At 69.1% G+C, this 23,179-nt stretch carries 22 protein-coding genes; 10 read left to right on the forward strand and 12 right to left on the reverse strand.

From position 1 onward, the window contains the following. Positions 1–105: 105 nt before the first annotated feature. Entirely contained in the window at positions 106–2,826 is a 2,721-nt protein-coding gene (gene acnA / locus MCHT01_RS19810; protein WP_067067754.1) for an aconitate hydratase AcnA, read from the forward strand. Positions 2,827–2,928: 102 nt separating this feature from the next. Here the strand turns inward: acnA and MCHT01_RS19815 are convergent, their stop codons facing one another. The 4 genes from MCHT01_RS19815 to MCHT01_RS19830 all read right to left on the reverse strand — a co-directional run bounded on the left by MCHT01_RS19815 (position 2,929) and on the right by MCHT01_RS19830 (position 5,877). After that, positions 2,929–3,894, reverse strand: coding sequence for a CsgG/HfaB family protein (locus MCHT01_RS19815; RefSeq protein ID WP_067067757.1), 966 nt, complete (start codon positions 3,892–3,894; stop codon positions 2,929–2,931). A 156-nt stretch (positions 3,895–4,050) separates the two neighbouring features. Next, positions 4,051–4,419 (reverse strand): hypothetical protein, encoded by a 369-nt coding sequence (locus tag MCHT01_RS19820; RefSeq protein ID WP_148661627.1) that lies wholly within the window; start codon positions 4,417–4,419, stop codon positions 4,051–4,053. A gap of 401 nt (positions 4,420–4,820) precedes the next feature. Continuing rightward, entirely contained in the window at positions 4,821–5,510 is a 690-nt protein-coding gene (locus MCHT01_RS19825; protein ID WP_067067762.1) for a riboflavin synthase, read from the reverse strand. 19 nt (positions 5,511–5,529) lie between these two features. Then, a complete protein-coding gene (locus tag MCHT01_RS19830) occupies positions 5,530–5,877 on the reverse strand; it encodes an ArsC family reductase (RefSeq protein ID WP_067067764.1) in 348 nt (115 codons plus the stop codon). Positions 5,878–5,937: 60 nt separating this feature from the next. Here MCHT01_RS19830 and aat point away from each other — a divergent pair, with 60 nt between their 5' ends. From aat to MCHT01_RS19855, 5 genes are all read left to right on the forward strand, one after another. Then, on the forward strand, positions 5,938–6,690 hold the full coding sequence (aat, locus tag MCHT01_RS19835; RefSeq protein WP_084453058.1) for a leucyl/phenylalanyl-tRNA--protein transferase: 753 nt from the start codon (positions 5,938–5,940) through the stop codon (positions 6,688–6,690). Next, entirely contained in the window at positions 6,687–7,421 is a 735-nt protein-coding gene (locus tag MCHT01_RS19840) for an arginyltransferase (protein ID WP_067067769.1), read from the forward strand. Before aat ends, MCHT01_RS19840 begins: the two co-directional genes overlap by 4 nt. Before the next feature lie 137 nt (positions 7,422–7,558). Continuing rightward, positions 7,559–7,912 carry a hypothetical protein gene (locus MCHT01_RS19845; protein WP_067067771.1) on the forward strand — a complete coding sequence of 118 codons (354 nt, stop codon included), beginning with the start codon at positions 7,559–7,561 and terminating at the stop codon, positions 7,910–7,912. A gap of 651 nt (positions 7,913–8,563) precedes the next feature. Further along, a complete protein-coding gene (locus tag MCHT01_RS19850) occupies positions 8,564–11,197 on the forward strand; it encodes a chitinase C-terminal domain-containing protein (protein WP_067067774.1) in 2,634 nt (877 codons plus the stop codon). A gap of 46 nt (positions 11,198–11,243) precedes the next feature. Next, entirely contained in the window at positions 11,244–13,283 is a 2,040-nt protein-coding gene (locus MCHT01_RS19855) for a glycosyl hydrolase family 18 protein (protein ID WP_067067777.1), read from the forward strand. A gap of 140 nt (positions 13,284–13,423) precedes the next feature. Here the strand turns inward: MCHT01_RS19855 and MCHT01_RS19860 are convergent, their stop codons facing one another. Together MCHT01_RS19860 and MCHT01_RS19865 are read right to left on the reverse strand one after the other, a co-directional pair. After that, positions 13,424–13,987: a 2'-5' RNA ligase family protein gene (locus MCHT01_RS19860; RefSeq protein ID WP_067067779.1), complete on the reverse strand. Its 564-nt coding sequence runs from the start codon at positions 13,985–13,987 to the stop codon at positions 13,424–13,426. A gap of 71 nt (positions 13,988–14,058) precedes the next feature. Next, positions 14,059–14,277, reverse strand: a complete 219-nt coding sequence (locus MCHT01_RS19865) for a hypothetical protein (RefSeq protein WP_067067782.1) — start codon at positions 14,275–14,277, stop codon at positions 14,059–14,061. A 186-nt stretch (positions 14,278–14,463) separates the two neighbouring features. Between MCHT01_RS19865 and MCHT01_RS26415 the strand changes: the two genes are divergently transcribed. After that, positions 14,464–14,679 carry an AbrB/MazE/SpoVT family DNA-binding domain-containing protein gene (locus tag MCHT01_RS26415; RefSeq protein ID WP_148661628.1) on the forward strand — a complete coding sequence of 72 codons (216 nt, stop codon included), beginning with the start codon at positions 14,464–14,466 and terminating at the stop codon, positions 14,677–14,679. After that, the gene (locus tag MCHT01_RS25780) at positions 14,657–15,187 is read left to right on the forward strand and encodes a type II toxin-antitoxin system VapC family toxin (RefSeq protein WP_245643447.1); all 531 of its coding nucleotides are present in this window, start codon (positions 14,657–14,659) and stop codon (positions 15,185–15,187) included. Before MCHT01_RS26415 ends, MCHT01_RS25780 begins: the two co-directional genes overlap by 23 nt. 131 nt (positions 15,188–15,318) lie before the next feature. On the opposite strand, the gene guaA is transcribed toward MCHT01_RS25780, so the two are convergent. The 3 genes from guaA to guaB all read right to left on the reverse strand — a co-directional run bounded on the left by guaA (position 15,319) and on the right by guaB (position 19,769). After that, a complete protein-coding gene (gene guaA, locus MCHT01_RS19870; protein WP_067067784.1) occupies positions 15,319–16,923 on the reverse strand; it encodes a glutamine-hydrolyzing GMP synthase in 1,605 nt (534 codons plus the stop codon). A 63-nt stretch (positions 16,924–16,986) separates the two neighbouring features. Further along, positions 16,987–18,291 carry an MFS transporter gene (locus tag MCHT01_RS19875; RefSeq protein WP_245643448.1) on the reverse strand — a complete coding sequence of 435 codons (1,305 nt, stop codon included), beginning with the start codon at positions 18,289–18,291 and terminating at the stop codon, positions 16,987–16,989. A gap of 5 nt (positions 18,292–18,296) precedes the next feature. Then, positions 18,297–19,769 (reverse strand): IMP dehydrogenase, encoded by a 1,473-nt coding sequence (gene guaB, locus MCHT01_RS19880; protein WP_067067787.1) that lies wholly within the window; start codon positions 19,767–19,769, stop codon positions 18,297–18,299. Positions 19,770–19,867: 98 nt separating this feature from the next. Here guaB and MCHT01_RS19885 point away from each other — a divergent pair, with 98 nt between their 5' ends. Then, positions 19,868–20,377 (forward strand): DUF4124 domain-containing protein, encoded by a 510-nt coding sequence (locus tag MCHT01_RS19885; protein ID WP_067067790.1) that lies wholly within the window; start codon positions 19,868–19,870, stop codon positions 20,375–20,377. 96 nt (positions 20,378–20,473) lie between these two features. On the opposite strand, the gene MCHT01_RS19890 is transcribed toward MCHT01_RS19885, so the two are convergent. After that, on the reverse strand, positions 20,474–20,830 hold the full coding sequence (locus MCHT01_RS19890; protein WP_084453060.1) for an RnfH family protein: 357 nt from the start codon (positions 20,828–20,830) through the stop codon (positions 20,474–20,476). Further along, positions 20,817–21,281 carry a type II toxin-antitoxin system RatA family toxin gene (locus MCHT01_RS19895; RefSeq protein ID WP_067067792.1) on the reverse strand — a complete coding sequence of 155 codons (465 nt, stop codon included), beginning with the start codon at positions 21,279–21,281 and terminating at the stop codon, positions 20,817–20,819. The genes MCHT01_RS19890 and MCHT01_RS19895 overlap by 14 nt, the downstream gene beginning before the upstream one ends. A gap of 126 nt (positions 21,282–21,407) precedes the next feature. Here MCHT01_RS19895 and smpB point away from each other — a divergent pair, with 126 nt between their 5' ends. Then, positions 21,408–21,872 (forward strand): SsrA-binding protein SmpB, encoded by a 465-nt coding sequence (gene smpB / locus MCHT01_RS19900; protein ID WP_067067794.1) that lies wholly within the window; start codon positions 21,408–21,410, stop codon positions 21,870–21,872. A 61-nt stretch (positions 21,873–21,933) separates the two neighbouring features. Here smpB and MCHT01_RS19905 read toward each other — a convergent pair whose 3' ends face one another. Continuing rightward, positions 21,934–23,145 (reverse strand): PLP-dependent transferase, encoded by a 1,212-nt coding sequence (locus MCHT01_RS19905; protein ID WP_245643449.1) that lies wholly within the window; start codon positions 23,143–23,145, stop codon positions 21,934–21,936. Between the last annotated feature and the right edge of the window lie 34 nt (positions 23,146–23,179).

A 23,179-nucleotide genomic window follows, 5' to 3' on the forward strand; every position in this document is an offset into this window, starting at 1 on the left:
ATCACAAGGCGGCCCGCCAGGGCCACAATCGGCCCCGATCCGGCCTCGCGAACAGACCGTGAACAGAGCGCGAAGGGGCCGCGAACAAAAAGCCAAGGAGTAGCCATGCCTCACGCGTTTGCCAACACCGTCGCCAGCTTCAAGACCGCTTCCGGCAAGTCCGGCAAGTACTACTCGCTGCCCCAGCTGGCGGCGAAGTTCCCGAACGTGAACCGCCTGCCGGTGTCGATCCGGCTGGTGCTGGAATCGGTGCTGCGCAACTGCGACGGCAAGCGCGTCACCGCGGAGCACGTCGAGCAGCTCGCCAACTGGCAGCCCAATGCCGCCCGCAACGAGGAGATCCCCTTCGTCGTCGCCCGCGTGGTGTTGCAGGACTTCACCGGCGTCCCGCTGCTGGCCGACCTGGCCGCCATGCGCAACGTCGCGCTGGCGCAGGGCAAGGACCCCAAGACCATCGAGCCGCTGGTCCCGGTGGACCTGGTCGTCGACCACTCGGTCATGATCGATTACTTCGGCGACAAGAAGGCGCTGGACCTGAACATGAAGCTCGAGTTCCAGCGCAACCGCGAGCGCTACGAGTTCATGAAGTGGGGCATGCAGGCCTTCGACACCTTCGGCGTCGTCCCGCCCGGCTTCGGCATCGTCCACCAGGTCAACCTGGAGTACCTGGCCCGCGGCGTGCACAAGACCGGCGGTGCCGACCCGGTCTACTACCCCGACACCCTGGTGGGCACCGACAGCCACACCACGATGATCAACGGCGTGGGCGTGGTCGGCTGGGGCGTGGGCGGCATCGAGGCCGAGGCCGGCATGCTGGGCCAGCCCGTCTACTTCCTGACCCCGGACGTGGTCGGCTTCGAGCTGACCGGCCGCCTGCGCGAGGGCGTCACCGCCACCGACCTGGTGCTGACCGTCACCGAGATCCTGCGCAAGGCCAAGGTGGTGGGCAAGTTCGTCGAGTTCTACGGCGAGGGCACCGAGTCGCTGTCCGTCCCGGACCGCGCCACCATCGGCAACATGGCGCCCGAGTACGGCGCGACCATGGGCTTCTTCCCCGTCGACGAACGCACCATCGACTACTTCAAGGGCACCGGCCGCACGCAGGAGGAGATCGAGGCCTTCGAGGCCTACTTCCGCGCGCAGGGCCTGTTCGGCGTGCCCAAGGGCGGCGACATCCGCTACAGCCAGGTCGTCTCGCTGGACCTGGGCGCGGTCGTCCCCTCGCTGGCCGGCCCCAAGCGTCCGCAGGACCGCATCGTCATCACCGATCTGGCCAAGACCTTCACCTCGCTGTACAGCAAGCCGGTGGCCGAGAACGGCTTCAACCAGCCGGCCGACAAGCTCGCGAAGCAGTTCCCGCTGGGCGGCGCGCAGAAGGGCCTGTCCATCGCCAACGGCGATGTGCTGATCGCGGCCATCACCTCCTGCACCAACACCTCCAACCCCAGCGTGCTGCTGGCGGCGGGCCTGTTGGCCAAGAAGGCGGTCGAGGCCGGCCTGAAGGTGCAGCCGCACATCAAGACCTCGCTGGCGCCCGGCTCCCGCATCGTCACCGAGTACCTGGAGAAGGCCGGCCTGCTCCCTTACCTGGAGAAGCTGGGCTTCACCGTGGCCGCCTACGGCTGCACGACCTGCATCGGCAACGCCGGCGACCTGACGCCGGAGATCAACGAGGCCATCACCGGCAACGACCTGGTCTGCGCGGCCGTGCTGTCGGGCAACCGCAACTTCGAGGCCCGCATCCACCCCAACATCAAGGCCAACTTCCTGGCCAGCCCTCCGCTGGTCGTGGCCTACGCGATCGCCGGCAACGTCACCCGCGACCTGATGACCGAGCCGGTCGGCCAGGGCAAGGGCGGCAAGGACATCTACCTGGGCGACATCTGGCCCACCAGCGACGAGATCCACGCGCTGCTCAAGCTGGCGCTCAATCCCGACGCCTTCCGCGCCAACTACGGCAAGGTCAAGGCCGAGCCGGGCAAGCTCTGGGAGAAGATCAAGGGCGTCACCGGCCAGGTCTACGAATGGCCGGCCAGCACCTACATCGCGCAACCGCCCTTCTTCGGCGGCTTCACCCAGATCCCCGAGGCCCAGGAGGCCGGCGTCAAGGGCGCGCGCATCATGGCGCTGTTCGGGGACTCGATCACCACCGACCACATCTCCCCGGCCGGCGCGATCAAGGAGGCCTCGCCCGCGGGGTCCTACCTGAAGGCGCAAGGCGTCCTCAAGGCCGACTTCAACAGCTACGGCTCGCGCCGCGGCAACCATGAGGTCATGATGCGCGGCACCTTCGCCAACGTCCGCATCAAGAATCTGATGATCCCGGCCAAGCCGGACGGCGCGCGCGAGGAAGGCGGTCTGACGCTGTTCCAGCCGGGCGGCGAGAAGCGCTTCATCTACGACGCGGCGATGGACTACATCGCCGCTGGCGTCCCGACGGTGATCTTCGCCGGCGAGGAGTACGGCACCGGCTCCAGCCGCGACTGGGCGGCCAAGGGCACGCAGCTGCTGGGCATCAAGGCGGTCGTGGCCAAGAGCTTCGAGCGCATCCACCGCTCCAACCTGGTCGGCATGGGCGTGCTCCCCCTGCAGTTCCGCGCCGGCGACAGCTGGGAATCGCTGGGCCTGACCGGCTCCGAGCTGATCGACATCGAACTGGGCGACGAGATCAAGCCGCAGTCCGAGGCCACGCTGGTGATCCGCGCCGACGGCGCGGCCGAGCGCCGCGTCCCGCTGATCCTGCGCATCGACACCCCGATCGAGGTCGAGTACTACCGCCACGGCGGCATCCTGCCCTACGTGCTGCGGCAGCTGCTGGCGGCCTGATCGCGTCGGCCGGAAACGGCCGGCCTCGGGGAACGGCCGGCCCCCAACGACAAAGGGCGCTGACCTCGCGGTCAGCGCCCTTGTTCATGGAGGCGGGGGCGATTACTTGCCGGTGCCGCTGTTGTTGGTCGGCGGCGTCGACGTGGTCGTGGCCTTCTTGGGCGCCGACTTGGCGGCCGGCTTCGGCGCCGGCTTGGTCGCGGTGGTCGCGGCCTTGCCGTCGACTTCCTGCGACGCGGCGGTGGAACCGCCCTGCACGCCCAGACGGCCGCCGGTGCCCAGGCCGCCCTTGACGGTCTGCGCCTTGTAGTTGCGCAGCGCCTTGACCATCTGGTTGTAAGAGTCCGCGAAGGCGGTCACGATGACCTTGCCGGCCGGGGTCTTGCCGTAGGCGCCACCCGCGACGGCGGCGTTGCCGAAGAAGCTCGCGCCGCCGATGCCGAAGTCGAAGTTCTTGGCCGTGCCTTCGGCCGCCGAGATCTGCACGCCCGAGCGGTTGTCCACCAGCAGCAGCGTGGTCGAGGCCTCGTTCTGGCTGATGTTGGCCGCCACCGCGGTCAGCAGGCCGATCGCGCCGGTGCCGATGCCGCCGCCACCGCCGCCGGTCTTGCCGGCGAACTGGATCTCGGGGCTCATCGTGTAGTCGGCGGCGACCATCTGGCCCTGGCCGAAGTTGCTGCCGGCGCGGGTCTCGCCCGACTGCATCAGGGCGCGCTCGCGCTCCATGTTGGCGAAGGCGCGGCCGCGCTCGACGATGACGAAGCAGTTGGACTGCTGGACCATCAGGCGCAGGACCGGCAGGGTGGAACCCAGCTGGCGCTCGCGCAGCTGCGCCCACCACGGGGCGTTGGTGTCCTCGAAGATCGCCAGCGTGCCCAGCGTCTCGTCGCAATGCTCGAGCTGGCTGTTCTTGTTCTCGGCCGTCGCGCCGCCGGCGGCGCCGGACACGGTGCCCTTGTTGTCACCCATGGTCGGCGCGGTGGCCATGCAAGCGGTCAGCAGCAGCGGGGACAGCAGGAGAGCGGACTTCAGCGCGGAGCTGGCGAGACGGGCGGGAGTGGCAAGCATGGAATCCTCCAGTTTTTATCGGAACGGGCGAGAGAAGCCGGACCGGTCAGAGACCTGGCCGGAACGGCCGGGGGGAGCGGGGTCGTCGTGTCGGGGCGCGCCGGATCGGGGACGGAGCCGAGGGGGTGCGCGACGCGAAGCGGGGGCGGTCCGGGATCAGTCGGCCGGCGTCGCGGGGGCGATGCCGTAATAGCCGCCGACCGGTTGGCCGTGCGGGTTGCCGATCCAGACGTTGGTGCCGAAGACGTCGGCGCAGCCGCCCCAGGCGATCTCCAGGGCGCGGGGGTCTTCGTTGCGGGTCTGCGCGTAGAGCGAGACGGTGCTGTCGGAGGGACCGATCGTGTAGCAGACACGGGCCCAGACGGCGCGGGGGGCGGAGGAAATGACCGGGGCGGAGCCCTCGGTGTCACCGTCGGAGGCCTTGGCGACCCACTTGGTGCCCCGGGTCGGACCCGGGTTGTACGTGAACACGTACGGGACTTGGGCGATCGCGGCGATCGACGCGGCGAGCAGTCCGGCTGCCATCAGGCCTCTGGCCATCATTTTTTTACTCCCCCTGCATGATTCTGAGATCAAAGGATGGCGCGGATTGTTCTGTGGCGCATCGGAAAAAGCGAGGCCCCCATCGTGGTGGATGCCACGGAACCCTAGACGGAGGGATGGCGCGCGGTGCGCTCTTGAGGCTGCCCGGCACGCAGGCCGCACGAGACGCCGTACGGCATGGCCTGACCCCGCGATCGCGAGCAACGGCGCGGCATGGCAGGGAGCGGCGGGAGGGCCGATGGGCAGCGGGATCCCCGCGTCCCGCGGGGAAGCGAGGGATCCTCCCGGATCCCTGCGGCGGTCAGGGACTTGGCGCGGCGCGCCCCGCGCACCGGCCTGCCCCGACGGGCATGACTTAGGTCATGAAGTGTTGCGGGGAGGTCTCAATCGAGGCCGACATCCAGGCCCCGCTCCTTCGCGAAGAGCCGCAGCGCGGGCAGCAGCGCGCCGATCTTCTCGGCCACGGCGTCGCGCACCGTGTCCACCACGACCTGCGTCTGACGCTCGATCTCGATGTGCACCTGCGCGCCCACGCCCTTCTCGCCGAAGGTCGTCATGCGCAGGGTCTCGGGGATCAGCCAGACCTCGAACCAGCCCGAGCCGTCGGCCTCGCGGCCGGCCTCCGCCACGGTGAGGCTGGCGCCGTTCACCGCGATGTAGCCCTTGGCGAAGATGTAGCGCATCCACGGGGCCGGGACGGCGAAGCGGATCACGTGGTTGTTGGCCGGCTGGCGCAGCGAGGCGATGGTCGCCATGAAGTCGACATGGCCCGACAGCGGGTGGCCGCCGATCTCCGCGCCGTCCTTGGCCGCGCGCTCGACGTTGATGCGGCCGCCCTGCGCCAGGCCGCCCAGCGTGGTCAGGTTCAGACTCTGCTGCATGACGTCGAAGTCGGCCTGCGTGTCGCCCTGGAGCGCGGTGACCGTCAGGCACACGCCGTCGCAGGCGACGCTCGCGCCGATCTCCAGGTCCTGGCAGAAGCCCTCGGGGAAGTCCAGCGTGAAGCTGCGCAGCCCCTCCTTGTCGGTGATCCGCGCGACGCTGGCGATGCCTTGGACGATGCCGGTGAACATGATGGGATCCTCCTGACGATCAGACGTGCGACGCGAACAGCTCGGGCGAGAAGCCCAGCGACAGGCGGCCGTCCGCCCACTCCACCACCGGGCGCTTGATCACGCTGGGCTGCTCGACCATCAGCGCCGCGGCGCTGGCGGCATCGGTGACGCCGGCCTTGGTCGCGTCGTCCAGCTTGCGCCAGGTCGTGCCGGCGCGGTTCAGGACCTTGTCCCAGCCCAGCTCGTTCATCCAGCCCGGCAGCTTGTCTGCGGGCACGCCCTGCTTCTTGTAATCGTGGAACTGGTAGGCGAGGCCTTGGTCGTCGAGCCAGGTGCGGGCGCGCTTGACGGTGTCGCAGTTGGGGATGCCGTAGACGGTGATCATGGGAGTCGGGACAGAGTCGGGGACAGCGGGATGCGAAGGCGGCACGCTACCATGAAGCGGATGATTCCCTGGCTCGACGACGACTCCCTGGACTTCCCGCCGACGCGGCGCGCGCTGGGCCCGCGCAGCGACGCGCCGGGCCTGCTGGCCGCCGGCGGCGATCTGCGCCCCGCCCGGCTGCGCGCGGCCTACGCCCACGGCATCTTTCCCTGGTACGGCGAGGGCCAGCCCATCCTCTGGTGGACCACCGACCCGCGCATGGTGCTGCGCACCGAGGACTTCAAGCTGTCGCGCTCGCTGCGCAAGACGATCGCGAAGTTCATGCGCACGCCCGGCTGCGAGATCCGCGTGGACGCCGCCACCGAGACCGTGCTGCGCGCCTGCGCCAGCACGCCGCGCGACGGCCAGGACGGCACCTGGATCGTCCCGGAGATGCAGCAGGCCTACCTGCAGCTCGCGCGCGAGGGGACCGTCCACAGCGTCGAGACCTGGATGGACGGCGAGCTCGCCGGCGGGCTGTACGGCGTCAACCTGGGCCGGATGTTCTTCGGCGAGTCCATGTTCATGCGCAGGACCGACGCCTCCAAGATCGCGCTGGCCGCGCTGATCTGCCTGTGCCGCGAGTTCGGCATCCCCTGGATCGACTGCCAGCAGCAGACCCGGCACCTGGCCTCGCTGGGCGCGGCACCTGTCACGCGGACCGCGTTCGAGGCCCATCTGGCCGCGCACACGGGCCTGCAGGCGCCGGGGGATTGGACCTATCATCCGCGCCTATGGGCCCACCTGGGCCTCACCGACGCCGCCCCACCGTGACGCACCCCAAGGAACTCCCGCTGGCCGAGCTGCAGTTCTATGCGACCGCGCCCTACCCCTGCAGCTACCTCACCGATCGCCAGGCGCGATCGCAGGTCGCCACGCCCAGCCACCTGATCCACGCCGACGCCTACTCGAGCCTGGTGGCGGCCGGCTTCCGGCGCAGCGGCATGTTCACTTACCGGCCCTACTGCGACGGATGCAAGGCCTGCGTGCCGATGCGCATCCCCGTGGCGGAGTTCCGTCCCAACCGCAGCCAGCGCCGCGCCTGGGCCCAGCACGCCGACCTGCAGGCCCGCGTCATGCGCCTGGGCTACAGCGACGAGCATTACCAGCTCTACCTGCGCTATCAGGCCGGCCGGCATTCGGGCGGCGGCATGGACCACGACAGCGTCGACCAGTACACCCAGTTCCTGCTGCAGAGCCGCGTGAACTCGCGGCTGGTCGAGTTCCGCGACGCGGCCGGGGCGCTGAAGATGGTGTCCATCCTGGACATCCTGGGCGACGGGCTGTCGGCGGTCTACACCTTCTACGAGCCCGAGGCCGGCGCCAGCTACGGCACCTACAACGTGCTGTGGCAACTGCGCCAGACGGAGGACCTGGGCCTGCCGCGCCTGTATCTGGGCTACTGGATCGCGCAGAGCGACAAGATGGCCTACAAGGCGCGCTTCCTGCCGCACGAGCTGCTCCGGGAGGGGCAGTGGGAACGCGTCGATCCCCGACAGACTTGAGCTTTCGCAAGGCGCGCGCCGGCCGACGACGCCGCCTGTGAACCGCTTCACGGCGCATGGCGCGCGGACGCCGCGCGCCGCGGCGCGACACCCACACAGGGCGCTCCAACACTCGACATCTCGTCCGGGAGCGTCCCATGAGCTTCTTCCGTGCCGCCGCGGCGGCCCCCCTGCTGATCACGCTGGCCGGCGGCGCCGCGGCCCAGGCCGGCGCCTCCGCCGCCCCTTCCGCGTCCCTGTCCGCGATGGACTCGACGATGCCGACGGGTCTCGGGGGCGTCCGCCACCGCCTCGCCTCGGCGCCCCGGCTGATGCTGCTGCCCGCCGCCGATCGCCTCGCGACGGATGCCTTCACCACCGCCCTTCTGCGCGGCGCGCAGGCGCGTCGCCCGGAGTTCCCGCTCGCGCTGACCACCCAGATCGGCGCCACGCGTCTGGCGGTGTCGCCGGGCGGCAAGGGGCTGCGGGTCCGCCTCACCCGCGCGTTCTGATGCCCCTCGCGGACGCGCGCCCGCGGGCAAACATTGGTCCCACATTGGTTTTCTCTGACAAAGCACCCGGTGCTTCAGAGAAAACCTCATTTGCGCCTCAACTGACGCCATTTGACGGTTACAGCGACATCATTACGGGGAGTTACTTGATGTCCGAGGGTTAACCTGAATGAACTGGACTCTAGTGGTATCTACATTGCATACCACTATGAGATCACTCGCGGTACCGATCTCCTAGCCGCAGCGGGCGACCGCCGGAACCCCGGCGCACACACGACCCGCGGACAGCACGTCGATCGCGAGGAATGACTTCCATGCCTGCACGCGCCTTCTCCCGGACCGCCCGCCGCGCCCTGCGCGCGCCCTGCCGTCTCGCGCCGATCCCGGCCCCATCGCTCCCGGCCGCGCCCACCCACCCCGACAGGTCCCCCGTCCCCGAATGGCCGGCGTGATGTCTCCGCGTCCGGCCGCGTTGGCCGGCTGACGTCCGTCCGGCCACCGGCCGGACAGCGTCACCGGCGCCTTTTCTTCCCCTCGAGCCCTGCCCCGCCGCGCTGCCTCCGCAGCCGCGGCGTGGCATCGCTCAGCCCTGCGGTCCGCCGCGCGGCCCCCTCGTCCCACAAGAGCCACAACACATCAAGGAGATCCCCCATGAGAGTCCGCCCCCACGCGCACCCCGCCTGGCCCCTGTTGCTGCCGCTGGTCGTGCCGCTCGCGCTGGCCCTGGCCTGCGGTTCGGCCACCGCCTACGACTGCAGCGGCGTGTCCGACTGGAACGCCGCGACCGCCTACGGCGGCGCGTCCGTCGTGAAGCAGAACGGCACCGCCTATCAGGCCAAGTGGTGGACCCAGAACAATGCGCCGGCGACCAACTCCGGGCAGTGGGACGTGTGGAAGGTGCTCGGCGCCTGCGACACGGGCGGTGGCGGCGGGACGAATCAGGCGCCGACGGTGTCGCTGAGCGCGCCGTCGGCGGGCACCAGCCCGACGGCGGGTGACGTGGTCACGCTGTCGGCCAACGCGGCGGACAGCGACGGCACGGTCGCCAAGGTCGGCTTCTACGTGAACGGGGCGCTGGTCGCCGAGGACACGACCGCGCCCTTCAGCGTGAGCTGGACGGCCACTGCCGGCGTGGCCGACATCACCGCCCGCGCCACCGACGACAAGGGCGCCACCACCACCAGCGCCGCGGTGCGCATCACCGTGCAGGGCCAGGTCACCGGCGACGAGCGCTGCCGGCCCGAGGGCCTGCTCACCACGGCCGGCACCGCGCCCGCCTACTGCAAGGTCTACGACGACCAGGGCCGCGAGAAGATGGGCGCCGACAAGCCGCGCCGCATCATCGGCTACTTCACCAGCTGGCGCACCGGCAAGACCGGCCAGCCGGCCTTCCTCGCGCATCAGATCCCGTGGTCGCAGGTGACCCACATCAACTACGCGTTCGCGCATGTGGATGCGGCCAACAAGCTCTCGGTCGGCGACACCGCCGATGCCGCCAATCCCGCCACCGGCCTGACCTGGCCCGGCGTGGCCGGCGCGGAGATGGATCCGGCCTATGCCTACAAGGGCCACTTCAACCTGCTGAACAAGCTCAAGAAGCAGTACCCCAACGTGAAGACGCTGGTGTCCGTCGGCGGCTGGGCCGAGACGGGCGGCTTCTACACGATGACGACCAACGCGGACGGGTCGACCAACACCGCCGGCATCAACGCCTTCGCCGATTCGGCCGTGGTCTTCCTGCGCCAGTACGGCTTCGACGGCGTCGACATCGACTACGAGTACCCCACCAGCATGAAGGACGCCGGCAATCCGGTGGACTTCGCCATCAGCAACGCGCGCCGGGCCGCGCTGATGAAGAACTACGTGGTGCTGATGCGCACGCTGCGCGCCAAGCTCGACGCGGCCAGCCAGGCCGACCAGCGCCACTACCTGCTCACGATCGCGGCGCCCTCCTCCGGCTATCTGCTGCGCGGGATGGAGGCCTTCCAGGTCACGCAATACCTGGACTACGTGAACATCATGAGCTACGACCTTCACGGCGCCTGGAACCAGTTCGTCGGGCCGAACGCGGCGCTCTTCGACGACGGGAAGGACGCGGAGCTCACGGCCTGGAACTACTACTCCAGCAGCCAGTACGCCCGCATCGGCTACCTCAACACCGACTGGGCCTACCACTACTTCCGCGGCGCGATGCCGGCGGGCCGCATCAACATCGGCGTGCCCTACTACACCCGCGGCTGGCAGGGCGTGACGGGCGGCACCAACGGCCTGTGGGGCCAGGCCGCGCTGCCCGACCAGAGCAAGTGCCCGCCCGGAACCGGCGGCGGCACGGTGCAGAAGTGCGGCGCCGGCGCGGTCGGCATCGACAACCTGTGGCATGACCTGGACGTGGCCAGCAAGGAAGTGCCGGCCGGCTCCAACCCGCTGTGGCACACGATGAACCTGGCCTCGGGACGCCCGGGCAGCTACCTGGCCGCCTACGGCCTGAACCCGGCGACGAATCCGGCCGACCAGCTCACCGGCACCTACGTCCGCAACTATGACGCGACGCTGGTCGCGCCCTGGCTGTGGAACGCGCAGAAGAAGGTCTTCCTGAGCATCGAGGACGAGCAGTCCCTGGGCGTGAAGGCGCAGTACGTCGCGGACCGCGGCATCGGCGGCGTCATGTTCTGGGAGTTCGCGGGCGACTATGCCTTCGACACCGCGCGCAACGAGTACTTCATCGGCAACACGCTGACCGCCCTGCTCTACAACAAGCTCAAGACCGCGCCGGCCTACGGCAATCGCCTCACGTCCGCGACGCTGCCGGCGGAGACCCTGGACATCGGCTTCGCGCTGGCCGGCTTCGCGCTGGGCGACAGCAACTACCCGATCACGCCCAAGCTCACGCTGACCAACAACAGCACGCAGACGCTGCCGGGCGGCGCCGAGTTCCAGTTCGACGTCCCGACCGCGATCCCCTCGACGGTGACGGACCAGAGCGGCTTCGGGCTGACGGTGATCAGCAACGGCTCGAACCCGTCCGGCAACAACGTCGGCGGCCTGAAGAGCGACTTCCACCGCGCCAGCTTCAAGCTGCCCAGCTGGCAAAGCCTGGCCCCCGGCGCGAGCGTCACGCTGACCATCAACTACTACCTGCCCATGCCCATGCCCAGCAACTGGACCGTGACCTTCAACGGTCGCAGCTACGCGCTGGCGCAGGAAGCGCGCCGCGGCGGCGTGCCGGCCGCGGCGGCGGCCAAGGCCTCGACGGCCAAGGCGGCCACCACGGCCGTGCGCAAGTGATCCCGAAGACCTCCCACCCACCAACCCCGACAACCAGGAGCTCGACATGACGAACCGATTGGCTCGCCTGCGCTGGATCGCGCTGGCCGCCGCGATGACGGCCGGCAGCGCCCACGCCTACGACTGCAGCGCCGTCCCCGAATGGAGCGCGTCGGCGGTCTACACCGCCAACATGCTCGCCAAGCAGAACAACACCGCGTACCAGGCCAAGTGGTGGACGCAGAACAACTCGCCCGCGACCAACGCGGGCCAGTGGGATGTGTGGAAGTCGCTGGGCGCCTGCGACACCGGCGGCGGCAACGACACCACGCCGCCCACCGTGCCGAGCGGCCTGACCGCCAGCGGCGCCACCACGACCAGCATCACGCTGAGCTGGGCGGCGTCGACCGACGCGGGCAGCGGCGTCGCCAACTACGAGCTGCTGCGCGGCGGCGCCTTGATCGCCTCGCCGACCGCGACGACCTACACCGACGGCGGCCTGAGCGCGGCCACCTCGTACAGCTACCAGGTGCGCGCGAAGGACAAGGCCGGCAACGTCTCGGCGCTGAGCGCCGCGCTGCTGACCAGCACCGCCAACGGCAACTGCGCCTCGGCCCCCGCCACCCCGGCCGGGCTGAGCGCGCCGTCCAAGTCCTCGACCGGCGTCAGCCTGAGCTGGAGCGCCGTCGCCGCGGGCCCGAACTGCACGGTGCAGTACCGCGTCAACCAGGGCACGACGCAGGTCTCGCAGGGCGCGGCCACCACGGCCAGCGTCGGCGGCCTGACGCCGGACACCAGCTACACCTTCACGGTGAGCGCCTTCAACCAGGCGGGCAGCTCGCAGCCCTCCGCGCCGCTCACGGTCAAGACCGACCCGCAGGGCACGGGCGGCGACAAGGTGGTGCTGGGCTACTTCGCGCAGTGGGGCATCTACGGCCGCAACTACCACGTGAAGAACATCGACACCAGCGGCTCGGCGGCCCAGCTCACGCACATCAACTACGCCTTCGGCAACGTGCGCAACAACCGCTGCGAAGTGGGCAAGGTGATCCCGAGCAACGAGAGCACCGGGGAAGGCGGCGACGCCTTCGCCGACTACAGCAAGGCCTACGGCGCGGACCTGAGCGTCGACGGCAAGGCCGACACCTGGGACCAGCCGCTGCGCGGCAGCTGGAACCAGCTCAAGAAGCTCAAGGCCAAGTACCCGAAGCTGAAGGTGCTGATCTCGCTGGGCGGCTGGACCTGGTCGCGCGGCTTCTCCAGCGCGGCGCGTCCGGAGAACCGGGTGGCCTTCGTGCAGAGCTGCGTGGACGCCTACATCAAGGGCAACCTGCCGGTGTCCGACGGCGCGGGCGGCACGGCCGCGGCGGCCGGCGTGTTCGACGGCATCGATCTGGACTGGGAGTACCCCAACGCCTGCGGCCTGGCCTGCGGCCAGCCGGAGGACCGGGCCAACTTCACCGCGCTGCTGGCGGAGTTCCGCAAGCAGCTGGACGCGGTGCGGCCGGGCCTGCTGCTGTCGATCGCGTCGGGCGCGGGGGTCGACAAGATCCGCCAGTACGACCCGGACCAGGTGCACCCCTACCTGGACTTCATCAACGTCATGACCTACGACTTCCACGGCGGCTGGGACACCATCACCGGTTTCCACTCCGCCCTGTACCCGCCGGCGAACGACCCGTCCACCGGCGACGTGAAGAAGTACAACACCAACGACGCGATGCAGGCCTTCCTGGACAAGGGCGTGCCGGCCAAGAAGCTCAACGTGGGCATCGGCTTCTACGGCCGCGGCTGGACCAACGTCCCGAACGTCAACAACGGGCTGTACCAGACCGGCACGCCGGCCCCGGGCACCTACGAGGCGGGCAACGAGGACTACAAGGTCCTGAAGAACCTGCAGGGCTACACCAGCCGCGTGGACGACGTGAGCAAGGCCCAGTGGATCTTCAACGGCACGACCTTCTGGAGCTTCGACACGCCGGCGACCATCGCCGTCAAGATGGCCTACGTGAAGTCCAAGGGCTTCGGCGGCGCCTTCTTCTGGGAGTTCTCCGGCGACGATCCGCAAGGCTCCCTGGCCAAGGCGGTCGGGACCGGACTGAAGTGAGGCAACGTCTCGCGCGTTGAGCGCGTTGAGCGCGAGGTCGTGAGGCGGGGCCGTCGATCGGTCCGGCCCTCACGGCCTGGCGTCCTGGCGACCTCGTCAGCCCAAGGCCTCGCGCCCGGTGATCCGGCGCGAGGCCTTTCTCATGCCGACGCGGCGGTCAGCGCCCAGCGTCCGAGATCGACATGGCGCGACTGGCCTTGCAGGCTGTCGATGAGGTGGAAGTCGGCCGCGTCCCAGCCGGGAACGATGAACGGCTTCGGCTCGATCGGCGTGTTGTCGTAGAAGAGCGTGAGGTGCGGCGTGAATTGCGGATCGGTCCGCAGGCCCGCGGCGCGCAGGCACTCGCCGAGCGCGGCCCGCAGGGCGCGGACCTCGTCGAGACAGCGTCCACCGCTGAGCACCAGCGGCAGGTTGCGCGGCTTGCGGCGGAAGCTGAGCAGCTCGTCGAAATCGAGGCGCAGCGGCGCATGCCGCAGCGTGTCCGCGGCGCCTTCCGCGAGTCGGCGGACCTCGGCCATGGTGTCGGCCTCGTCGTTCTGATCGTCGTACCAACCGAGGTGGTGCAGCGTCACATGCAGGCGTTCCGCCCGGCTCGGGCGCACGCGCAGGCCGAAGCGATGGGCGATCTCGTCGGACACGCCGCTCAGGCGCATCGCCGTCGCCGGGTCGGGCCGCAGACAGAAGAACAGGGCGTGAACGGTCACGGGCGCGCTCCGAGTTCCGGTTCAGCGTTCAGCGCTCAGCATGGCATGTCGCGTGCGCCGTGATCAGTGGCTCATTCGGCTTCCGAGGCGCGGCGCTCGCCCTGCTTCATCAGGTCCTCGACCTGCTTGCCGACCGCCTCGGGCCGCGGCAACGCGCCGTCGGTCGACGCGCCCGAGCCCGCGGCGGACGCGGCCGCGGGGGGCTTGATCGCCTGCATCTGATGCTTGGCGCTGAACATCACGATGGCCAGCACGATCACGAGTCCGAGGATGGAAAGGGCGCTGCGCATGAGGGGCTCCGGATGACGAATCGAATGGCACGGAGGATAACGGCCGCGCCGCGGACAGGGCGACTCAAGCAAGGAGTCGCGCCGGTCAAAACGTGGCAGGACACCGGTGAATCGCACTCGTGTGCGTCGTGGTCAGGAAGGAACGGCGAGCGAAGAATCAGGGCTTCATCACAGACGGAGGCCCTCATGCCTGCACCGACCGCAGAACTCTCCCCCCGCCACCGCATCGAGTTGCCGAAGGAACTGCGCAGCTCCCTGAACTGGAAACCAGGCCAGAAGCTGATGCTCATTCCGCACAAGAACGGTGTCTTCGTCGGGCCGCTGATCTCCCCTCAGGAGATCGCCGGCATCGGCAGGGGTGCCAACACCGAGGGCTATCGTGATCGCTCCGACCGCTACTAGCGCCTCGATCGATGACGCCGCGCCGGCATCGATCGTGATCGACACCTCGGCGTGGATCGAATGGATCGCGGACTCCGAGCTCGGTCGCCTCCTTGCGCCTCGCCTGGTTCGACCTGAGCAGTGCATCGTCCCGACGATGGTTCAGCTGGAGTTGTCGAAGTGGGCGCGGCGCGAGTTGAGCGAAGAGCAGCACGACCGCATTCTTCAACTGATGCAGCGCTGTCAGATCGAGCTCCTGGATACCGAGACCGCTCTGCTGGCCGCCTCAGCCAATGCGGCGTACAAGCTGGCCACCGCTGATGCCGTCATCTATGCGACGGCCTTGCGCCTAGGTGTCCAGGTCCTCACTTGCGATGCTCATTTCAAGGAACTGCCAGCGGTCGTCTTCCACCCTAAACGTCCAGATCCACGGCTGAGCCTGCCGGCAACATGTGAGCCACACGGACATTGGGAAGGCTGGCCCAAGTCGAGGCCCGCCGTCTCATGCACGGCGAGATCGCCGGCCTGAGGCCTTCTCCCCGCTGCCTCTGCCCTGGCGCACCCAGCGAAGGCGATCTTGGGATCGTGGTGCGAGACCGATCTCCAAACGCAAACAAGGGGCCCTCGGGCCCCTTGCTCATCTCATCGCGACTGCGATGCTCATTCCCACTCGATCGTCGCGGGCGGCTTGCTCGACACGTCGTAGGTCACGCGGTTGATGCCGCGGACCTCGTTGATGATGCGGCCCGAGCAGCGCTTGAGCAGGCTGTAGGGCAGCTCCGCCCAGTCCGCCGTCATGAAGTCGCTGGTCTGCACCGCGCGCAGCGCCACCACGTAGTCGTAGGTCCGGCCGTCGCCCATCACGCCCACGCTCTTCACCGGCAGGAACACCGTGAAGGCCTGGCTGGTCAGCTCGTACCAGGTCTTGCCCGTCGCCTCGTCCCGCGTGTTGCGCAGCTCCTCGATGAAGATCGCGTCGGCGCGGCGCAGCAGGTCCGCGTACTCCTTCTTGACCTCGCCCAGAATGCGCACGCCCAGGCCCGGGCCCGGGAACGGGTGGCGGTAGACCATCTCCGGCGGCAGACCCAGCGCCACGCCCAGCTCGCGCACCTCGTCCTTGAACAGCTCGCGCAGCGGCTCCAGCAGCTTCAGACCCAGTTGCTCAGGAAGCCCGCCCACGTTGTGGTGGCTCTTGATCGTCGTGGCCTTCTTGGTCTTGGTGCCGCCGCTCTCCACCACGTCCGGGTAGATCGTGCCCTGCGCCAGGAAGGTCGCGCCCTTGTGGCCCTGACCGCTGGCCTTGAGCTTCTCGGCTTCCGCCTTGAACACGTCGACGAACAGGCCGCCGATGATCTTGCGCTTGCGCTCCGGATCCGTGACGCCGGCCAGCTGGCCCAGGAACAGATCGGCGGCGTCGACGCGGATCACCTTCGCGTGCAGCTTGCCCTCGAACATGTCCATCACCATGTCGCCCTCGTTCAGGCGCAGCAGGCCGTGATCGACGAAGACGCAGGTCAGCTGATCGCCGATCGCGCGGTGGATCAGCGCCGCGGCCACCGACGAATCGACGCCGCCGGACAGGCCCAGGATGACTTCCTCGTCACCCACCTGCTCGCGGATCTTCGCGACGGCCTCGTCGATGTAGTTGCCCATGATCCAGTCGCCCTGGCAGCCGCCGATCTCGCGCACGAAGCGCGTGATGATGGCCGCGCCCTGCAGCGTGTGCGTCACCTCGGGGTGGAACTGGAAGGCGTAATAGCCCTTGTCCTCGTTCGCCATGCCGGCAATCGGGCAGCTGGGCGTCGAGGCCATCAGCGTGAAGCCCGGCGGCAGCGCGGTGACCTTGTCGCCGTGGCTCATCCAGACCTTGAGCATGCCGTGGCCTTCGGGCGTGCCGAAGTCCTGGATGCCGTTCAGCAGCTTGGTGTGGCCGTGCGCGCGGACTTCGGCGTAGCCGAACTCGCGGTGGTCGCTCCACTCGACCTTGCCACCCAGCTGCACCGCCATGGTCTGCATGCCGTAGCAGATGCCCAGCACCGGCACGCCCAGGTCCCACACCGACTGCGGGGCACGCAGCTCATGGTCCTCGTAGGTCGAGGCGTGGCTGCCCGACAGGATGATCGCCTTGGGCGCGAACGAACGGATGAAGTCGTCGCTGACGTCGTTGGGATGGATCTCGCAATAGACGTGGGCCTCGCGCACGCGCCGCGCGATCAGTTGCGTCACCTGGGAACCGAAATCGAGGATGAGGACTTTGTCGTGCATGGTCTTGTCTTGCGGATGCTTGGTAATCGGAAATCTGGGCGGCGGAAATCAGGTCGCCGGACGTCAGGTCGCGGCCTCGGCTTTGGCCTGAGCGGTCGGGCCGGGCTGAACCGGCGCATGGAAATGACGCCACGCGAAGAACAGCGACACCAGCTGCAGCAGCGCGCACAGATAGAAGGGGGCGCCCAGGCGCCAGTCGGTCTTCGGGAGCTCGGCCACCAGCGCCATCAAGCCCAGGCCGCAGATCGGGGAGATCACCGCCATCAGGCTGTTGATCGCGGCCACCGCGCCCATGGTCTCGCCCTGCGTGCGCGCGTCGGCGGAGTTGGAGATCAGGCTCTGCATCGCGGGACCGGAGGCGATGCCGGCGATGTTCAGGAAGATCGCGCCGACCATCATCCAGGCCTCGGTCGAGAGGCCCCAGATCAGGTTGGTCAGGATGGAGGTGGCCAGGCCGATCAGCACCAGGCGGCGCGCGCCCAGCCAGCGCATCAGCGGCTGCAGCAGCACGCCCTGCACGATCACCGACATCAGGCCGACGACGAACAGCGACAGACCGTTCTCGCGCGGACCCCAGCCGAATTTGTGCTGGTTGTAGAGCACCCAGCTGGTCTGGATGACGAGCTGCGCCAGTCCCGAGCAGGCGATCACGTAGATCAGCGGCCCCACGCCCTGCAGGTTGCGCAGGCGGCCCAGCGCGGCGACCGGGTTGGCCTTGCGCCAGTCGAAGGGGCGACGATGTTCAGGCGACAGCGATTCGGGCAGCACGAAGAAGCCGTACAGCCAGTTCATCAGCGCCAACGTGCCGGCGACATAGAACGGGAGGTGCAGGTCGATGCTGCCCAGCAGCCCGCCCATCACCGGGCCCAGGATGAAGCCCATGCCGAAGGCCGCGCCCAGCATGCCGAAGCGCTTGGCGCGGTCGGCGGGTGGGGTGATGTCGGCGACGTAGGCGTTGGCGACGGCGGCATTGGCCTGCATCGCGCCGGAGAACAGCCGGACCACGACCAGCATCCAGAGCGCGTTCGCCATCGCGGTGACGAAGAAGCTCAGGGCCAGGCCGCTGAAGCCGATCAGCATCACCTTGCGGCGGCCGAAGCGGTCCGACAGGCCGCCCAGGATGGGGCTGCCGAAGAAGTTGGCGATGCCGAAAGCGAACGCCACGGCGAGCTGCGCCAGCGTGTGCTGGGTCTCGCTCTGCGTGAAGGTGCCCACCAGCGGGGGGAGCACCGGGATGATCAGGCCGATCGACACCATGTCGATCAGCACCGCGATCAGGATGAACGACATGGCGGCCTTGCGGCCGCCATGTGCGTTCGGGTTGGCGACGGCCTCCAGGCCGCCGCCGGTCTTCGCCGAGTCGGACAAGAGACTCACTCCAGACGGTAGTTGGGCGCTTCCTTCGTGATCTGCACGTCGTGGACGTGGCTCTCGCGAATGCCGGCCGAGGTGATCTCGACGAACTCGGCCTTGTCATGCATGTCGCTGATGCTGCCGCAACCGCAGTAGCCCATCGCCGCCCGCACGCCGCCCGCCATCTGGTGGACGATGGCGACCATCGAGCCCTTGTAGGGGACGCGACCTTCGATGCCCTCGGGGACCAGCTTGTCCGCGTTGGGGTTGGTGGTCTCGTCGTTCTCCTGGAAGTAGCGGTCGGCCGAGCCGGCCTTCATCGCGCCGATCGAGCCCATGCCGCGGTAGCTCTTGTAGCTGCGGCCCTGGTACAGGATCACTTCGCCCGGGGCTTCCTCGGTGCCGGCGAACATGCCGCCCATCATCACCGTGCTCGCGCCGGCCGCGATGGCCTTGGCGATGTCGCCCGAGTAGCGGATGCCGCCGTCCGCGATCAGCGGCACGCCGGTGCCCTTGAGCGCCGTGGCGACGAAGTCGATCGCGGCGATCTGCGGGACGCCGACGCCGGCGACGATGCGGGTCGTGCAGATCGAGCCCGGGCCGATGCCGACCTTGACCGCGTCCGCGCCGGCTTCCACCAGCGCCAGCGCCGCGGCGCCGGTGGCGATGTTGCCGCCGATGACCTGGACCTGCGGGTAGTTCTTCTTGACCCAGCGCACGCGCTCGATCACGCCGGCGCTGTGACCGTGCGCGGTGTCGACGACGATCGCGTCCACGCCGGCCTTGACCAGCAGTTCGACGCGCTCTTCCGTGCCGTCGCCCACGCCGACGGCGGCGCCGACGCGCAGCTTGCCGTGGTCGTCACGGGCGGCATTGGGGAAGTTGGTCTGCTTGGTGATGTCCTTGACGGTCATCAGGCCGCGCAGCTCGAACGCGTCGTTGACCACCAGCACGCGCTCCAGCTTGTGCGTGTGCATCAGCGCCTTGCCCTCGCTCAGCGAGGCGCCTTCCGGGACCGTGATCAGCCGTTCGGCCGGGGTCATGATCTCGGACACCGGGGCGTCCATGCGGGTCTCGAAGCGCAGGTCGCGCCCGGTGACGATGCCGATGACCTTCTTGCCGTCCAGCACCGGGAAGCCCGAGATGCCGTGCTGCTCGCTCAGCTGCTTGACCTGGCGCACCGTGGTCGAGGCGGTGATGGTGATCGGGTCACGCAACACGCCGGACTCGTAACGCTTCACGCGGGCGACTTCCGACGCCTGCTGCTGCGGGGTGAGGTTCTTGTGGACGATGCCGATGCCGCCCTCCTGCGCGATCGCGATGGCCAGGCGGGCTTCGGTCACGGTGTCCATGGCGGCGGACACGAGGGGGAGGTTCAGGCGGATGCCACGCGTGAACTGCGTGGCCAGACTGGTGTCGCGCGGCAACACCTGGGAGAACGCCGGCACCAGCAACACGTCGTCGAAGGTGAGCGCTTTTCCGAGTAGGCGCATGTGGGAAGCTCCAGACGCAAAGGCGCATTATAGAGAAGCCGGGCGCTACACTCGCCGACGCCGGTAAATCCCACCGCAAAAAGAGCATTCCCCACGCCATGACGCTTCTTCGACACTCGCGCCTCACGACCGGTCTGCTGTGCGCGCTCGCGCTGCTGGCGCTGACCCCGTCGGCGCAGGCGCAATGGAAATGGCGCGACGCCGACGGCCGCGTCCAGTACAGCGACCGTCCGCCCCCGCCCAACGTGACCGACAAGGACATCCTGCAGCGTCCCTCCAACGTGCAGCGCCCCACCGTGTCCCCCGCGGCGGCCGCGGCGATGGGCGCCTCGGCCCCCGCCTCCGCCGCGTCGGCGCCGGGCAAGGCCGCGAGCGAGGCCTCCTCGCGCGAGAAGCTCGAGCGCGAACGCAAGGCCGCCGAGGAGAAGCAACGCACCGAGGCGATGGCCGAGAACTGCCGCAACTCGCAGAACCGCATGCGCGTGCTTGAGTCCGGCGTGCGCCTGCGCAGCGGCACGCAGACCGGCGAGTCCCAGCCCATGACCGAGCAGATGCGCCAGGACGAGATCCGCCAGATGCAATCGGTGATCAGCGCGAACTGCAAGTAAGGCGACGAGCGCCCGGGCATCGACGTGATGCCCACGTGAGAACGGCGACCCCAGGGGTCGCCGTTTCGCTTTCAGGGGGAGCGCCGGGACGCGCGCTCAGGCCTTGAGGCCGAGTGGCCGATGGCGCGTGACGATGCGCCGGCCGGTGTCCTTGTAGCGCTGCCGGCGCGCTTCCTTGGGATCGACCGTCAGCGGCCGGAAGATCTCGACCCGGTCGAGCTCGCGCAGCGGCGTGTCCAGCGGCTTCATGCGGCCCCAGATGCCGGCCTTGAGCGTGTCGATCGCGGCGGGCTCGAACCACCGGCTGGCCACCAGCGCCTGGCGCAGCGTGGCACCGGTGGGCAGGCTCAGGCACTGCTCGCGCAGCTCGCCCGCGACCGGACTCCAGAAGATCTCGATGCGCAGGACGTCCGCGCCGGACGGGTCGGTCGCCTCGGGTTCAGCGGGGGCCATAGACCTGTTCCGCCCGCTTCACGAAGGTGTCGACGAAGGTGTTGGCGATGCGGTCGAAGACCGGGCTGACGACGGCCTCCAGCGCGAAGCTCGAGAACGCATAGCGCAGCTCGAACTCGATCTTGCAGGCCTGCGGCTCGGCGCCGGGCGGCGTGCCGGGGCGGTTCAGCGGCAGGAACTGCCAGTCGCCGTCCAGCATCGAGAACGGGCCGTCGACCAGCTCCATGCGGACGCGGCGATCGGTCTCGTGGCTGTTGCGGGTGGTGAAGGCGTGGCGCAGGCCCGCGTAGGAGAGCGACAGCTTGGCGGTCATGCCGTCGTCGTGGCGCTCCAGGACCTCCGCGGCCGAGCACCAGGGGAGGAACTCCGGGTAGCGCTCGACCTGGGTGACCAGCTCGTACATCTCCCGCGGGGAATACCAGAGGAGGACTGTCTTCCGGACTTGCTTCATGGTGCTTCTTAGAATGGCGGGATTGTAGGCGGCCCGTTCGACCCCATCTGGTCGGTCGCCCCGCCGTCATCCGGGCGAGGCTCGCACGAGTCCGGCGAGCCCGCCCCACGCAGAAGAACACGCATCATGTCCATCGCAGAAAACCGCCGCGCCCGATTCGAGTACCACATCGAGGAGCAGTACGAGGCCGGCCTGGTCCTGGAAGGCTGGGAGGTGAAGGCCATCCGCGCCGGCCAGGTGCAGCTGCCCGACGGCTACGTGGTGATCCGGGACGGCGAGCTCTTCCTGATCGGCTGCCGCATCAATCCGCTGCGCACCGCGTCCACCCACGTGCACCCGCAGGCCGACCGCACGAAGAAGCTGCTGATGAGCCGCGCCGACATTCGTCGCTTGATCGGCAAGGTCGAGCAGCGCGGCTTCACGCTGATCCCGCTGGACCTGCACTACAAGGGCGGCCGGGTGAAGGCGCAGATCGCGCTGGCCAAGGGCAAGGCGCAGCACGACAAGCGCGAGACCGAGAAGAAGCGCGACTGGGAACGCGAGAAGGGCCGCCTGATGCGGCACAAGGTCTCGGGCCCCGCGAAGGACTGAGGCCCCCGTCGGGCCTCGTCGACGCCCCCTCGCGCAGCCGGCCCGGGCCGGCGATCCGGCCTCAGCCCGCGAGCGCCCCCAGCGCCTGCTCGATGTCCGCGCGCAGGTCCTCGACTTCTTCCAGCCCGATCGCGAAGCGGACCAGCGAGCCGCCCTCCTCCGGCGTCCACGGCAGCCCCAGCGAGCGGCTGCGGCTGAGGTCGTAAGGCACGACCAGGCTCATCGGCCCCGCCCACGAGTAGCCGATCCCGAAACAGCGCAGCGCGTCGACGAAGGCGTCGACGCGTCGCTGGTCATAGGCCGGCTTGAACACCACCGAGAACAGACAGCCCGCCGCGTCGGGGCTCACCTGGCGCCAGTAGGCATGGCCCGGCGAGTCCGCGAGCGCCGGGTGCAGCACGCGCGCGACCTCCGGCCGGTCCGCCATCCAGCGCGCGAGCACCCGCGTCGCCGCGTCCTGCGCGCGATAGCGCAGCGAGATGCTGGGCAGACCACGCAGGACCATCTCGACGTCGTTCTGGCCCAGGCCGTAGCCGAGGAACTCGTGCATCTCGACCAGCCGGCGATTCAGCGCCGCGTCGCGCGTGCAGACCGCGCCCATCAGCAGGTCCGCGCCGCCGGAGGGGAACTTGGTCAGCGCATGCATGGCGATGTCCGCGCCCAGTCCCGGGGCCAGCGCGGGCGCGACCTCGAAAGGATTGAAGGCGATGCCGCCGCCCCAGGTGTCGTCGATCGCGGTCAGGACGCCGCGCGCACGGCAGGCCCGCAGCAGACCGACCAGATCGGGGAACTCCAGCGTGATCGAGCCGGCGGCCTCCAGCCACACGAGCCTGGTGCGCTCGCCCAGCAGCGCCGCGAAGGCGGTGGCGTCGAGCGGATCGTAGAAGCGGTGCGTGATGCCGAGTCGGCTCAGCAGCCCGGTGGTGACGTAGCGGTTCTGGCCGTAGACGTTGTCGGGCAGCAGGACCTCGTCGCCCGGCTGGAGTAAGGCCATGCTGGTCAGCGTCACGGCCGACACGCCGCTGGGCGTGAGCACGCAATGCTCGGCGTGCTCCAGCGTCGCGATGCGCGCGGCCAAGGTGTAGGTGGTCGGCGTGCCGGGCAGACCGTAGCGGTAGCTGATGCCATCGCGCGGTCGCGGCGCGTGCAGCTCGGCGGTGCTGCTGAACAGCACGGTCGAGGCCTTCATGACCGGCACGGGCACGGCGTCCCAGCCCTCGGGCGCGCGGAAGGGATGGTGGATCAGGTCGGTGGCGATGCCGCGCTGGGTCACGGGAAGTCCTCGGGGATCTTGGGGGTGCGGCGAT

The sequence above is a fragment of the Mitsuaria chitosanitabida ATCC BAA-476 = NBRC 102408 genome (genome assembly GCF_001598255.1).
Classification (GTDB): domain Bacteria; phylum Pseudomonadota; class Gammaproteobacteria; order Burkholderiales; family Burkholderiaceae_C; genus Roseateles; species Roseateles chitosanitabidus.